Origin of the sequence: Comamonas sp. 7D-2, from assembly GCF_022749555.1 — a bacterium.
In the GTDB taxonomy this organism is placed as follows: Bacteria; Pseudomonadota; Gammaproteobacteria; order Burkholderiales; family Burkholderiaceae_C; genus Comamonas; species Comamonas thiooxydans.
Map to the genome: position 1 here is coordinate 4,305,620 of NZ_CP094238.1, position 13,404 is coordinate 4,319,023.

At 63.3% G+C, this 13,404-nt stretch carries 12 protein-coding genes; 7 read left to right on the top strand and 5 right to left on the bottom strand.

Features of this window, described 5'->3' with window-relative positions; all coding sequences use genetic code 11:
• Positions 1–21: 21 nt before the first annotated feature.
• Together MPZ60_RS19685 and MPZ60_RS19690 are read left to right on the top strand one after the other, a co-directional pair.
• The gene (locus tag MPZ60_RS19685; RefSeq protein ID WP_034358114.1) at positions 22–1,317 is read left to right on the top strand and encodes a cytochrome c; all 1,296 of its coding nucleotides are present in this window, start codon (positions 22–24) and stop codon (positions 1,315–1,317) included.
• Between the two features lie 168 nt (positions 1,318–1,485).
• Complete coding sequence (locus MPZ60_RS19690; protein ID WP_034358116.1) at positions 1,486–2,559, top strand: XdhC family protein; 1,074 nt, start codon at positions 1,486–1,488, stop codon at positions 2,557–2,559.
• Positions 2,560–2,570: 11 nt separating this feature from the next.
• Here MPZ60_RS19690 and MPZ60_RS19695 read toward each other — a convergent pair whose 3' ends face one another.
• Entirely contained in the window at positions 2,571–3,299 is a 729-nt protein-coding gene (locus MPZ60_RS19695) for an aspartate/glutamate racemase family protein (protein ID WP_034358118.1), read from the bottom strand.
• 57 nt (positions 3,300–3,356) lie between these two features.
• On the opposite strand from MPZ60_RS19695, the gene MPZ60_RS19700 reads away from it, so the two are divergent.
• Together MPZ60_RS19700 and MPZ60_RS19705 are read left to right on the top strand one after the other, a co-directional pair.
• Positions 3,357–4,157: an AraC family transcriptional regulator gene (locus tag MPZ60_RS19700; RefSeq protein WP_034358120.1), complete on the top strand. Its 801-nt coding sequence runs from the start codon at positions 3,357–3,359 to the stop codon at positions 4,155–4,157.
• A gap of 118 nt (positions 4,158–4,275) precedes the next feature.
• Positions 4,276–5,313: a DNA/RNA non-specific endonuclease gene (locus MPZ60_RS19705; protein WP_034358122.1), complete on the top strand. Its 1,038-nt coding sequence runs from the start codon at positions 4,276–4,278 to the stop codon at positions 5,311–5,313.
• A 342-nt stretch (positions 5,314–5,655) separates the two neighbouring features.
• Here the strand turns inward: MPZ60_RS19705 and MPZ60_RS19710 are convergent, their stop codons facing one another.
• The 4 genes from MPZ60_RS19710 to MPZ60_RS19725 form a co-directional block, all read right to left on the bottom strand.
• Complete coding sequence (locus tag MPZ60_RS19710) at positions 5,656–6,012, bottom strand: DsrE/DsrF/TusD sulfur relay family protein (RefSeq protein WP_034358124.1); 357 nt, start codon at positions 6,010–6,012, stop codon at positions 5,656–5,658.
• Positions 6,013–6,160: 148 nt separating this feature from the next.
• Positions 6,161–6,400, bottom strand: coding sequence for a sulfurtransferase-like selenium metabolism protein YedF (gene yedF / locus MPZ60_RS19715; RefSeq protein WP_034358126.1), 240 nt, complete (start codon positions 6,398–6,400; stop codon positions 6,161–6,163).
• 17 nt (positions 6,401–6,417) lie between these two features.
• Positions 6,418–7,674 (bottom strand): selenium metabolism membrane protein YedE/FdhT, encoded by a 1,257-nt coding sequence (yedE, locus tag MPZ60_RS19720; protein ID WP_080746180.1) that lies wholly within the window; start codon positions 7,672–7,674, stop codon positions 6,418–6,420.
• A 189-nt stretch (positions 7,675–7,863) separates the two neighbouring features.
• Positions 7,864–10,074, bottom strand: a complete 2,211-nt coding sequence (locus MPZ60_RS19725) for a hypothetical protein (RefSeq protein WP_034358154.1) — start codon at positions 10,072–10,074, stop codon at positions 7,864–7,866.
• Positions 10,075–10,341: 267 nt separating this feature from the next.
• Here MPZ60_RS19725 and MPZ60_RS19730 point away from each other — a divergent pair, with 267 nt between their 5' ends.
• The 3 genes from MPZ60_RS19730 (at position 10,342) to fahA (ending at position 13,326) form a co-directional block, all read left to right on the top strand.
• Entirely contained in the window at positions 10,342–11,076 is a 735-nt protein-coding gene (locus MPZ60_RS19730) for a GntR family transcriptional regulator (RefSeq protein WP_242882022.1), read from the top strand.
• Positions 11,073–11,894 carry a 3-hydroxybutyrate dehydrogenase gene (locus tag MPZ60_RS19735; protein WP_052057654.1) on the top strand — a complete coding sequence of 274 codons (822 nt, stop codon included), beginning with the start codon at positions 11,073–11,075 and terminating at the stop codon, positions 11,892–11,894. Before MPZ60_RS19730 ends, MPZ60_RS19735 begins: the two co-directional genes overlap by 4 nt.
• A 118-nt stretch (positions 11,895–12,012) precedes the next feature.
• The gene (gene fahA, locus MPZ60_RS19740) at positions 12,013–13,326 is read left to right on the top strand and encodes a fumarylacetoacetase (protein ID WP_034358129.1); all 1,314 of its coding nucleotides are present in this window, start codon (positions 12,013–12,015) and stop codon (positions 13,324–13,326) included.
• The last annotated feature ends 78 nt before the right edge of the window (positions 13,327–13,404 follow it).

The following is a 13,404-nucleotide window of genomic DNA, read 5'->3' on the forward strand; positions in this document are numbered from 1 at the left end:
CCACCGATAAAGAACATAGATATGCGAACGTTCCAAAAGATTCTGGCGGGCGGTGCGGCCGTAGTGGTCGTGCTGGCTGCCGCCGGCCTGGCGCTCACCCACCAAGGCGAGATTGCGCCCCAGTCAGCCATTCCCGCTGCCGACTTCACGCCTCAGCAGATTGCCAAGGGCAAGCTGCTGGCCGCCATGGGCGACTGCGCCGTCTGCCACACTGCTCCCAACGGCAAGACCAACGCGGGCGGTCTGGCCATGCCCAGCCCCTTCGGCACCATCTACACCAGCAACATCACGCCCGATCTGCAGACCGGCATCGGCCGCTGGAGCTATGAAGCCTTCGAGCGTGCCATGCGCCACGGCGTGGACCGCGAAGGCCAGTACCTCTACCCTGCCTTCCCCTACACGGCCTTCAGCCGCGTGACGGATGAGGACATGAAGGCCTTGTACGCCTTTCTGATGAGCGAGCCTGCCGTGGAGAACGAGGCGCCCAAGACCGCGCTGAACTTCCCCTACAACGTGCGCCGCGGCATTGCGGCCTGGAACTGGCTCTACCTCAAGCCCGGCGTCGTCAAGGACGATGAAAAGCAGGCTCCCGAGTGGAATCGCGGTGCCTACCTGGTCGAAGGCCTGGGTCACTGCAGCGCCTGCCACACACCGCGCAACGGCCTGGCCGCCGAGAAAACGGGTGAGTTCCACCTGAGCGGCGGCAGCGCCGAAGGCTGGGATGCCCCCGCTCTGACGGACAAGACTGCCTCGCCCCTGCCCTGGACCAAGCAGGATCTGGTCGACTATATGAAGACCGGCTTCTCGGCCCGTCACAGCGTGGCAGCAGGCCCCATGGCTCCCGTGGCCCACGGCCTGTCGCAGCAAAGCGATGTCGACCTCGACGCCATTGCCACCTATCTGATGAGCTACCGCAAGGCCGACGCCGCCCCCGGCGATGCCAAGGCACTCATCGAAGAGAAGACCGCCAAGCCCAAACTGGCACTCGATGCCGAAGGCTATCGCCTGTACCAGGGCGCCTGCATGGCCTGCCACAAGGCAGACCCTTCTGGCAGCAGCTTCGGCGTGCGTCCCCAGCTGGCCCTGAGCACCAGCCTGCACTCCGCATCGCCCGACAACGCCATCATGGCCGTGCTCGAAGGCGTGCAACATCCGGCCCATGCCGACCTCGGCACCATGCCGGCCTTCCGCCATGCGCTCAGCGATGCACAGATCGCCACCCTGCTCAACACCATGCGTGCCCAGTACGGCGTGGACGAGTGGAAGGACCTGCCTGCCAAGGTAGGCCAGCTGCGCAAGCAGACCCAGGCGCATTGACAGCAGGCGCTGCCAAAGCGCTGCACAGCTCTGCACAAGCCGGCCTTCCCTGTCCTTCAGGCCTCGGAAGGCCTTTTTGCGCGTGATCATTTACGGGTAGCGCCGCTACCCGGTGCCCGCCTGATGCTTCAAAATTGCAGCGAGCGAGAGAAACAGAGAAAGCAAGCAATGGACAATATCGACGTCTTGGTACTCAAGGCACTGCGTGACTGGCGCTCGGCCGGCCAGCATGCCTTGCTGGCCACCGTGGTGCGCACCTGGGGCTCGTCCCCACGCCCCGTGGGCTCCATGATGGCCTTGCGCGAGGACGGACGTGCCATTGGCTCGGTATCCGGCGGCTGCATCGAAGACGACTTGATCGCCCGCCACACCAAGGCCCTGAACCAGAACCTGGGCATTCCGGACGGCCCGCCGCAGCTGGTGCGTTACGGCGTGAGTGCCGACGAGGCCCACCGCTTCGGTCTGCCCTGCGGCGGCACGCTGGAGTTGCTGCTGGAATTCAACCCCGATGCGGCCAGCCTGCAGCAACTGGTGGCCGAGCTGGAAGCCGGCTCACTGGTGAAACGCAGTGTCGACTGCAGCAGCGGCGAAGTCAGCCTGCAGACGGCCGAGCACCCCGACGCGCTGGAGTTTGACGGCCAGCAACTCGTCAACCACCTGGGCCCCGGCTACCGCATGCTGCTGATCGGTGCGGGGGCCCTGGCCGAATACCTGGCCACCATGGCCTTGTTCAACGGCTTCACGGTCACGGTCTGCGACCCGCGCGAGGAATACATGGGCAGTTGGTCGGTGGCCCAGGTCAACACCGTCACCGACATGCCGGACGATGCCGTCACAGCCTTCAAGCCCGATGCGCGCAGCTGCATCGTCGCCCTCACCCACGACCCCAAGCTCGACGATCTGGCCCTGCTCGAAGCCCTGCACAGCCCGGCCTTCTATGTGGGCGCCATCGGCTCGCGCCGCAACAACCACTCCAGGCGCGAGCGCATGATGGAACACTTTGGCGAGACCGAAGCCTCGCTGGCCAGGCTGCGCGGCCCCATCGGTCTCTATATCGGCAGCAAGACTCCGGCAGAGATCGCGGTGAGCGTGATGGCCGAGATTCTGGCCGTGAAAAACGCCGTGCCGCTGCCGCAGGCCATGTCGGTGGAAGTAGCCAAGCACGAGCATGACATCGCCATGAACGAGGCCAGCACGCATTGCGCCATTCCGGAAATCCTCCAGCCGGGCTCGGCGCGCTGATATCCGGCGGTTCAAGCCTGTAGCGCAAAATCCACGGCCGCTGCGGCGTGCAAGGCCGTGGTGTCCATCACCGGCAGTACGCTGTCTGCGGGCTTGATGAGCAAGCCGATTTCCGTGCATCCCAGCACCACGGCCTGCGCCCCGCGGGCCGCCAATGACTCGATGGCACGCTGATAGAGCTTGCGCGACACATCGCTGATCTGCCCCGCGCAAAGCTCCTCATAGATGATGCGATGCACCTGCGTGCGCTCGACCTCGTCGGGCACCAGCACCTTCAGGCCGAACTGCTGCTCCAGCCTCTCGCGCATGAACGGCTGCTCCATGGTGAAGCGCGTACCCAGCAGCCCCAGTACCTGCACACCGGCTGCGCGCGCAGCCGCACCGACCGGGTCAGCTATGTGCAAAAACGGGATCGACACGGCTGCCGCCACCTGATCCGCCACCTTGTGCATGGTGTTGGTGCAAAGCAGCACACAGTCGGCGCCGCCGGCTTGCAGACGCCGGGCGGCATCGGCCAGCAGCGCTGCCGCATCATGCCAGCGGCCTTCATGCTGGGCCTGCTCGACAGGGCCGAAGTCCACGCTGTACATCAGCAGCCTGGCCGAGCGCAACGCGCCCAGACGCTCCCGGACACCCTGGTTGATCAGGCGGTAGTACTCGGCGCTGGACTCCCAGCTCATGCCGCCGATCAGGCCTATGACGCCATGCAGTTCGGCGCTTGCTTGCAGGTTTTGATTCATGAGCGGCAGTGTGATGCCGGCCGGCCGCCATCGTCTATCATGAAATTTCAGCAAGCCATGAAGACCCACCTGATTCAGCCTTCGGCAACCGATACGCCAGCGGTACAGATCCATTTGCTCGGCCGCGCGCCCTACAGCAGCCGCGACCCGGTGCGCATGCATGCACTGGGCATTGCGCTGCAAAGACAGCAAGGCGTTCACGCCATTGCCTCCGACAGACGCGTGGACTTCGACACCTGGCCCGGCACCCTGAGCTATACGCCGCCGGGCGTCGAGGTATTTTCCGAGTCGGCCACCGGCGGCGAATACCTGGTGCTGCGCCATGGCGTCCATGAGACTGACGCTCCCTGGCCATCGCAGCGCGTCACACGACACGGTCAGCGCGCAGCCTTGCAGATAGCGCAGCATCTGCGCCTGCTGCTGCTCAGCCCCTGTCCGGACGCTCTGGCCATCGAGCAGGCTGCGCTGCGCTTCATGGCCTGCCAGGAGGGCAGCGCCTGCGGGGCCGACGCTCGCCCCAGCGCCGGCTATGCGCGCGTGCTGGACCGCATTGCCGCCGAGTTCGAGCGGCCGCTGAGCATTGCCGATCTGTCCGCCATGGTGGGCATCAGCCCCTTGCGCTTTCTGCGTGAGTTCACATGGCTCACGGGCATGACGCCGCATGCCTGGATCATGGAGACCCGGCTGCAGGCGGCCCGCGCCATGATGCAGGACGCCGAACTACCCCTCCCGCAAATCGCGCTGGAATGCGGCTTCAACCACCAGTCGCATATGGGCCATGTGTTTCGCAAACACCTGGGCCTGACGCCAGGCCAGTACCGGCAACATCACGGTCTGAAGCACGCAGGCTGCCCCTGAATCGCCGGCCTCTGGGCCTATGGTTCACATACGGTTTCATTGCCGGACACACAAAGTGCGGCCTGCGGCCCGCACCACGCTTCAAGCAGCATTCAAGCGGCGTACCATTGCCGCCTGAATGACGACCGCCAAGAAAAAGAAAACGCCTGCGCGCAAGCGCGGCAAAGCTTCCAGGACTGCTGGCAACAGCCTCTCCCGCATCAGGCGCTTTGCCCTGTCTGCGGGCGCTGCGGCACTGGCCAGCTTCCAGATTGCCAGCTGCAGCTTCAATCCCAGCGTCTCCGCCGAGAAACTGCTGGGCCAGGCGCTGGCAGCCCTGCATATTCCCGCACTCGATGCGCTCAGCCAGACCCTGCAGGCCTTTCGCAAGAACGGCTGGCCGGATCTGGATGATCTGCGTTCCGGTTCCGGTTCCGGCTCCGGCGCCCACACGCCCAGCGTGGGCGGCAAGGTGGACAAGGCCGATGTCACGGCCACAGCCCTGCCCACGCACTTTGCCCGCTGCCCCCAGTTCTTTCCCGGCGGCAAGGCCCCGGCCCTGCAGCTTCAACCCCGTGAGCGCGAGCTGTGCTTTTCGGGTTTTGCCGTGCTGCACAACGGCAGCACCAAGACCCCGGTGTTTGTGGCCGAGCGCCTGAATCGCCAGATGCTGCAGCAAGCCCAGGGCTTGCAGCGCAGCGACAAGTTCTATGCCGACGCCCGCCTGCCGCGCGCCGAGCGCTCCGAGCTTGACGACTACAAACGCTCCGGGTTCTCACGCGGCCATATGGCCCCTGCTGCCGACATGAGCACGCCCGAGGCCATGGCCCAGAGCTTCAGCCTCGCGAACATGGTGCCGCAGAACCAGGTGCATAACGCGGGTGCCTGGAGCCAGGTGGAACAGGCCACGCGCAAATATGCGCTGCGCGCCCGGGGCGATGTCTTTGTCTTCACCGGCCCTGTCTTCAACAAAAACGCCTCCACCATCGGTGAGAGCAAGGTGGCAGTGCCTGACTACCTCTTCAAGCTTGTTTATGACGCCAGCACCGGCAAGAGCTGGGTGTACTGGCAGGCCAATAGTGCCGATACCCGCATGGGCCCGCCCATCAGCTACGAGGAATTCACGCGCCGCACCGGCATGCCGCTGCTGTCGGCCGTGAGTCTGCCTCATGCATAAAAATGAGCTGACTGCGCAAGCCATTCAATGATTTCAATGGCATTTGATATTGAAATCCATGAATGACGAGCGTAACAAGCTCACTTTTCAATAGCAACAAAGCTCCACAAAGATTGCAGGGAGCTCAGGCCGGCTCGCCCACCAGTCGGCGCACCACCTCGGACAGCACCTGGGCCTTCTGGCGGGTGCGCTCATTGGCCATGCCGGTGAAACCACACTTTGAATGCATGGACATCCAAGATGCTTCGGTGAGTGCAGAGCCGCACCCCAGGACAGCTGCTGCCCCAGCCTTCAATACCGCAACCATGCGGGCGATATTGAACGTTGGTGCGAGCTTCTTTCTTAGAAGGTGATGACCTTGTCGGCCGCCAGCGTCCAGTCGGCCAGTTCAGGCAGAGTACCGATTTCCACGCCGGCAATCAGTGTCAGCTCGGCCAGGCCTCGCGCCAGCGCGCAGGTGCGACACAACCTGACGCTCACGCCCTCGGCAACCAGATGCTCGACCATGGCCTGCAGACCGCTGCCCGCGCCATCGTGCTGATTGGGCAGGCCGACCACGGTGGCGTCGGACATCAAAAAGACTTTCACCTCAGGCCTGGAATCATGGCCGCGCAAGGCCGTCGCCACGCGCAGCGCCGACAGGCAGCGCTCGCTGCCATAGGGCGCGGCGTGAACGATGATGATAATTTTTTGTGTCATGGCGAAATCTCAAACAATGATGCAAGGCACAGCGCCTAAAACTGGCACAACTCAACAAGGGGACAGCAAGCCAGCGCCGCCGCGCAGCGAGGCTGTCGTCCCCTCCGCGAAGCAGAGAGGGGGAAGGCGCGCAGCGCCTCAGGGGGAGTTACTTCCTGATCAGGTATCGAATCGTCGGCCCGTCCTGCTGAATCTCCAGCACCTCATAGCCGTGATTCCTGGCATCCAGCGGAATATTGTTGATGGACTGTGGGCAGTCCGAGACCACTTCCAGAATCTGGCCCGGCTGCAGGCTGGGCATGGCTTCCAGCGTGGCAACGGCGGGGTATGGGCAAGGCTCGCCCAGCATGTCGAGGCGGAAATCGGGAACGTATTTGGAGTCACTCATGATGGATTCCTTGAGATTCAGGCAATGCGCGAGGCAGCGGCGGTTGTTGTGGCAGCGGCCAGACGGGATTTTTTGGCAAAGAAATGCTTTTCCCACCACAGCACCAGAGCCAGTGAGATACCCAGCATCACATAGGTCAGCAACAGGCCGCCCTGCGGGCCCAGCGCCTTGAGCAGATTGACCTTGTCGTAACTGGTTGCCAGCACGGGCGAGATGTCGTCCCAGACCAGCGCCAGCAAGGTCGAGCCGATCACATTGCCCAGACCCACCCACCAGTAATGCACCTGGCCTTCTACGGCGCGGTACATCCAGCCGGTTTCACAACCGCCCGCCAGCACAATGCCGAAGCCGAACAGCAGGCCTCCGATGACGGCATTGGGGCCGGCCCAGAAGATCTTGGGGTCCATGCCCAGTTGCACATAGCTGTAGATGCCGATGGTGCCCACGGCCATGCCCGCGATGATGGCCTTGGCCATCTGCGTGCGGCCCGTGATCCACAGATCGCGAAAGGCCGAGGTGAAGCAGACCTGGGCGCGCTCGATGATCAGGCCGAAGGCCAGACCGAACAGAATCGCCATGCCCAGCCTGGGCGCTTCGGCAGCCTTGCAGATGCCCCAGACCACACAGGCCAGGAACAGCGCCACGCCGATGCGAAAGCGCCGCCTGGCCTGGGCCTCGCTTTGCTCCAGGGGCTTGGGTGCCGTCACTTTCTGCAGTTTGACGGGAATCCGGAACATTGGCAGCAGGCTGACCTTGGCACCGGCCAGCGAGCCGATGGCCGTGGCAATGGCGAAGAACCAGGCATGCAGCGAAAACTGCGGAATGCCGGTAAAGAACGCCGCCAGATTGCAGCCCATGGCCAGACGCGCGCCAAAGCCCGCGATGATTCCGCCCACAATGGCCTGAAACACGCGAATGCGGTGATTGGGCAGGCGCAGCTTGATGTTGTTGGCCCAGAGCGCAGCCGAGAAGCAGCCGACAAACATGCCGATGATCATCAGCCCGTCCACGCGTGTGAGCGGCGTGCCTTGCAGCCCGATGACCTTGAAATAGCCCCAATTGGAGAGATCGACACCGAGGAACTGCAGGATATGCCCGCCCCAGCGGGTGAATTCACCGGTCACAGCCCAGAAGGTGCCGGTAATGCCGAAGTAATACGCAGAAAGGACGCCGGCCGCAATCACTGCGGGCACGGGCGACCAGAAACGCACCAGATATTGGTGCTTGAAATCTTGCCAGCTCATTGCCTTGCTTTCTGCCACGCGAAACCGCATGGACGTTTTTCCAGTCGCACCAGCAAAAAAGACGCAAAAACCCTTGGCTTTTGCGTCTTCAACAAGCTGATGGATGGCTACAAAAGTGGCCCGCTCAGGGGCTAGAAATCAGGGTTAACCCTAAATTCAAACATGGCTGGCGATTATCCATCTGCACTCTTGCACATGCACAAGGCAGCTGTACTTACCTTACCTTGCTGCTGCGCCACCTGCAGGTGCAGCTGGCTCCATGGCCGTGGCTGCGCTAGCGACTGCAGAGCCGTGCTGCCAGCCGGCAGGCAGCACGGCGTCCAGCCAGTGCATGCGCCAGGCCAGCAGCGCAGCGGCTGCCATCAGTGCCAGCACACACAGGCTGTTGCGCAGGCCGTGGCTGTCCGCGTAAGGGTCGGCAATGTTGCGTTTGGCGTTGACAGGTACCTTGGCCGTCTGCGACAGGCTGCGGCCCAGGCCCAGATTGATGTTCATGCGGCCATTGATGGCCCAGCCGCTGGCATCCAGAATCGGTCCCAGGCTGCGCTGACGCAGCTTGAGCCAGGCAATCAGCATGCTGGGACCGGAAATGGCCAGGATAAGGCCCAGTATGGCCACCGGAATCCACGGCCCCAGTTCGATGAACTTGCCGAAGATGCCAACGATCACGGCGCTCAGCGAGCCCAGCGCCACGCCGATGGCGGCCACCGTCCCCACATCGGTCTTGCGCGCTGGAGCAGGTGCCTGGGCCAGGTCCTTGGGCGCCGTCACCAGCTTGGTCGCGTTGTCGCTGAGGCTGGTGTTGACCACATCGTTCTTGGCTGCGGCATGCTTGGCGACCTGCTCCTCGATCATGCGCAGGAACTTCTTGTAGGGCGAAAAAAAGGCCTGACCTATGCTGGTCGGGTTATCGATGAGCTTGACGATGGTGGCATCCCAGTCATTGCCCGCACGGTCGTAGAACACGCCGTTGCGTCCCACGAACAGAAAGTCCACATCGCCTGCAGTGAAGGCCGCGACGATCGTCTTTTTCTGCCCCTCGCGCTTGCATTCGCAGTAGGCCAGATAGGTTTTGGCCATGGCGGCCAACGTGGAGTGGGCCGCCGCATCGGCAACCTCCACGGTCAGATCGCAGCTGCGGCCGTCCAGGAACAAGGTACCGGCCTGGAAGGCCGCACCTTCGCGGCGATAGAAGCGGGAGAAGGAGACAAAGTTGTTGAGCAGCTCCAGCAGATCGCGCTGCAGACGGATCAGCTTTTCCAGAGCCATGGCCTGGACGGCATGCTCTTTTTCGGCATCGTCATGATCCAGCAACTGCATCACTGCGTCTTTCAACCCGCTGGACAGCAGTTGCTGAATTTCGGCCTCGCTCACTGCGCCCAGCGGCGTGGCCGGGCACTCTGACAACCATTGCTGGCAATGGGCCAGCATGGTCTTGAGCTGATCCCACTGCACCTCGGTCAGCGCCGTCAACGCTTCGCCGAACACGGGTTGCACGGCCTGCTCGCGCAAGGTCTGCAAGGCAGCAGCCCAGGCGGGATTGACGCCATTCACCAGCGGCAGGCTGCGCTCGCCGGTCACTGCGGCCAGCGGCAGCGCGGCCAGAGACTCCGATGCATTGCTGAGCACCTGCGCGCCCAAAGCGGCATAGCCTTCTTCCGTTGGGTTGAGCGGTGCACGTGCATTGGCATCGAACTCCACCAGTCGCGTGCGGGCAAAAAAGTCATCGACTTTGGCCTGCACCGCGTTTACGGCCTCCGCTGCCGCCAGCGCCAGTGCACGCGGCTGCAGATTGCAACCCAGCTCTGCCGCCTGGGCAAACCAGGTCTGCAGGGCTTGCACGTCTTCCCAGAAGGCCTCGGCCTTGCTGCGATCGATGCCTGCAACGCCATCGCTGCCGTCCACCGCGCCGTAAAGCTCCTGAATGCGCGCAATCAGACCGGCCAGGGCCTCGTCGCCTTCGGCCGTGGCTGCACTGACGACGCCGTCGCCATTGAAACGCAGGGCCTGCAGCGAAGCCATGCGCTCCTGCACCTGGGCCAGCGTGATGGACTGGGCATCGGGCAGGCCCGCGAGCTCCAGCACGCGTCTGGCCTCTGCCAGCAACAGCGCGCCCTCCTCCGTCGCATCGTTGATGCTGTTCAGTTGCAGCACATCGCCGCCATCGGCCAGAACCTGCGGATCACGCACTCTTGCCACGGCCCATTCACAGGCGGCCACCAGCTCTGGGGGGCGAATACGCCCGTCCTTGCTCTCGTCAATCAAATCCAGCGTTGCGCTGTCGAACTCGATACCTCGCGTGGGACAGGCCAGAGCCACCCACAGCTTCTGATCCAGCTCACCAATATGGGCAATGTCCTGGCCCGTGCGAATCACCACCTGATCCACCTCGCCGGCGCGGAAAAACTGCCACTCGTACTGCTTCTGCATGAAACCACCAACTCCCAGGCAAGGATTGCCCTTGTCAAAGCACATTGCAACCAATGGCTGCCTGCACTATCTGCTATCAAAAGCGAGGAGTTTAAAAGTCATTTGCACTGTCTGAATGGTGACATTTGTGAACTCTTGCGCTTCTTTGGGCTGGCTTGCACTCCCGTCCGCTGCCTTATTGCGCCATCTTGAGTGTCTGCTGGTCTTTTTCAATAAAGTACTTTTTTAGATACTTTATTTGCTACACTGCCCCGCAAAACCGTGCTTATGACTGCTGCGTCCACCGCCTCCCAATCCCGCGACAAGCTGCACCTGCAGCTGGCCCGACTGTTTCGCAACAAGATAGCGACGGGCGAGTGGACGGTCGGACAAAGCATCCCCACCGTCGAGGAGCTCGAGGCCCTGCACAGCGTCTCGCGCACCACGGTGCGCATGGCCGTGCATGCGCTGGTCGATGAAGGCCTGCTGCAGACCCGCAAGCGCGGCGGCACCAAGGTCGTTGGCCAGCCCTACAAGCCCCCATCCTTTTTGCTGCCAACGACCTGGCAGGAACTGGTGGCCTTTGGCGAGCAGATTCAGCAGACCACGCTGCAGCAAGCGAATGACTGCGTGCCGCCTATTCCGGCCGGCTTCCCTTCCCCTGGCGAACTGGCCGCTGCCTATACCTATTTTTTGCGCGTACACAAGCACGGCGATGCACGCTTTTGCCTGTCCGAGCTGTACCTGGAACAAAATCTCTACCCCAGGCTGCAGGAACAGCTGGAGCGCACCACGCTGGCTCAGGCGCTGGGAAATGATCCAGCACAGATCGCCACGGCCCGCCAGTACCTGAGCGTAGCCCCGGCCGACGAGCTGATTGCCGAGCATCTGGGCGTGCCGCTGGGCACGCCGTTGATGCAGGCGCTGCGCTGGGCCTGCAATCCACAGGGCTTGATCGTCTACTGGGCCAAGGTACGCTTCATCAGCGAATACGTGCATATCGAAATGGACCTGCTCAAATGACCACCGTCCTGCCCCAAGTCCAGCAGCTCTCCAGGCCCCATAGCGGCCGTGTGGCCTGGATCACCGGCTCCACCAGCGGCATCGGCTGGGCCATTGCCAGGCAACTGGCCGGCGAAGGCGCCGCCATTGCCCTGCATGGCAGCGCCCAGGCGTCTGCCAGCACCGATGAACAGCTGGCCGAGCTGCACGCACTGGGTGTCGCCGCCCGCTATTACTCACTGGATCTGAGCGATGGCCTGGCCATTGCCCCGCTGGCCCGGCGCATCGCCGCCGAGCTGGGCGCTGTGGACATTCTGGTCAACAACGCGGGCATGCAGCATGTGGAATCCGTGCTCAGCTTTCCGCCAGACCGATGGAACACCATGCTGGCCGTCAACCTGAGCGCACCGTTTCACACCATACAGGCCTGCACGCCGGCCATGCTGGAGCGCGGCTGGGGACGCATCATCAATATGGCATCCGTCAGCGGCCTAGTCGGCGTGGCCCACAAGCCCGCCTATGTGGCCAGCAAGCACGGCCTGCTGGGCCTGACCAAATCCGTGGCACTGGAGCTGGCCACCACGCCCGTGACTTGCAACGCCATCTGCCCCGGCTGGGTACTCACGCCGCTGGTGCAGGCCCAGATCGAAGCCCTGGCGCAGCGCGAGCAGCTGGACGAGGCGACAGCCCGCGCCAGGCTGCTGGGCGCCAAGCAGCCCTCGCAGGCTTTTGTGACTGTGGAACAGGTCGCGGCACTGGTCGGCTTTCTGGCCAGCGACAACGCCGCCCAGGTGCGTGGCGCACAGTGGAACATGGATGGGGGCTTTACCGCTGCATGAAGGATCCACAAGCCAGCACAAGCCAGATCCCATAGATCAGTCATAGATCGATGGCTGACAGCGCACAGCAGATCAGCGCTGCAGCCTGTTTTTATTCAAATCGTTTAAGGAGACGAACATGGCATTGAACGAAACCCACGACGCCGGCCTGCAAAGCTGGGTCGCCAGCGCCAACACGGGCAGCAGCGACTTCCCCATCCAGAACCTGCCGTTTGCAGTCTTTCGTCGCAAGAGCAGCAGCGAGGCTTTTCGCGGCGGCGTGGCGATTGGCGACCAGGTGCTGGACATGGCGGCTGTTCGCGATGCCAAGGCACTGGGCGGCGATGTGCAGGCCCAGGTCGACGCAGCGGCGCAAGCTCAGCTCAACAGCTTGATGGCCATGGGCCCGGCGTCTTGGTCGGCCCTGCGTCTGGCCCTGTCGCGCGCCCTGCGTGCCGGCGCTGCCCAGGAAGCCGCCCTCAAGGCCTGCCTCGTGCCCCAGGCCGATGTGGAATACAGCGTACCCGCACAGGTGGGCGACTACACGGACTTCTACACCTCCGTGCACCACGCCACCAATGTGGGCAAGCTGTTCCGCCCCACCAACCCGCTGATGGAAAACTACAAGTGGGTGCCCATCGGCTACCACGGTCGTGCCTCCAGCATCCGCATCTCTGGCGTGGACTTCAAGCGCCCCAACGGCCAGCTCAAGGTTCCCGATGCCGACCCCGTGCTCAAGCCCTGCAACCGCCTCGACTATGAGCTGGAGATGGGCATCTATGCCGGCTCGGCCAATGCCTGGGGCGAGGCCATCGGCATCGAGGACGCCGAAAACCATATCTTCGGTCTGTGCCTTCTCAACGACTGGTCGGCACGCGACGTTCAGGCCTGGGAATACCAGCCACTGGGCCCTTTCCTGTCCAAGAACTTCGCCACCAGCATCTCGCCCTGGATTGTGACGCTGGAAGCACTGGAGCCCTATCGGACGGCCTTTGTCCGCCCGTCCGAGGACCCACAGCCCCTGCCCTACCTCAGCTCCGAAGCCAACTCGCAGCGCGGTGCGCTCGACGTTCAGCTCACGGTTGCCATCCAGACCGAGAAGATGCGCGCCGAAGGCAAGGCCGCCGAGCAGATCACCCGGACCAGCTACCGCCACGCCTACTGGACCATGGCCCAGCTGATTGCCCACCACACCGTCAACGGCTGCGATCTGCAACCCGGCGACCTGCTGGGCACAGGCACGCTGTCCGGCCCCACCATGGCCGAAGCCGGCGCCCTGCTGGAAATCACCGAAGGCGGCAAAAAGCCCCTGAGCCTGAGCAACGGCGAAACCCGCACCTTCCTGCTCGACGGAGACGCCGTGGTCTTTGCCGGCTGGTGCGAAAGGCCCGGTGCCGCGCGCATCGGCTTCGGCGAATGCCGTGCCACCGTTCTGCCCGCGCACCAGGCCTGAGTCTGCCTCGGCCATCCCGCAAAAAACCGGCCTGGCGCCGGTTTTTTGTTGGGAATCTGCCTTCGGCCTGCTCGTAAC

Coding starts and splice junctions, on each gene's coding strand:
- MPZ60_RS19730 (WP_242882022.1), top strand. CDS start 10,342: ATGACTGCTGCGTCCACCGCCTCCCAATCCCGCGACAAGCTGCACCTG.
- MPZ60_RS19690 (WP_034358116.1), top strand. CDS start 1,486: ATGGACAATATCGACGTCTTGGTACTCAAGGCACTGCGTGACTGGCGC.
- MPZ60_RS19735 (WP_052057654.1), top strand. CDS start 11,073: ATGACCACCGTCCTGCCCCAAGTCCAGCAGCTCTCCAGGCCCCATAGC.
- yedF (WP_034358126.1), bottom strand. CDS start 6,400: ATGAGTGACTCCAAATACGTTCCCGATTTCCGCCTCGACATGCTGGGC.
- MPZ60_RS19705 (WP_034358122.1), top strand. CDS start 4,276: ATGACGACCGCCAAGAAAAAGAAAACGCCTGCGCGCAAGCGCGGCAAA.
- fahA (WP_034358129.1), top strand. CDS start 12,013: ATGGCATTGAACGAAACCCACGACGCCGGCCTGCAAAGCTGGGTCGCC.
- MPZ60_RS19700 (WP_034358120.1), top strand. CDS start 3,357: ATGAAGACCCACCTGATTCAGCCTTCGGCAACCGATACGCCAGCGGTA.
- MPZ60_RS19685 (WP_034358114.1), top strand. CDS start 22: ATGCGAACGTTCCAAAAGATTCTGGCGGGCGGTGCGGCCGTAGTGGTC.
- yedE (WP_080746180.1), bottom strand. CDS start 7,674: ATGCGGTTTCGCGTGGCAGAAAGCAAGGCAATGAGCTGGCAAGATTTC.
- MPZ60_RS19710 (WP_034358124.1), bottom strand. CDS start 6,012: ATGACACAAAAAATTATCATCATCGTTCACGCCGCGCCCTATGGCAGC.
- MPZ60_RS19725 (WP_034358154.1), bottom strand. CDS start 10,074: ATGCAGAAGCAGTACGAGTGGCAGTTTTTCCGCGCCGGCGAGGTGGAT.
- MPZ60_RS19695 (WP_034358118.1), bottom strand. CDS start 3,299: ATGAATCAAAACCTGCAAGCAAGCGCCGAACTGCATGGCGTCATAGGC.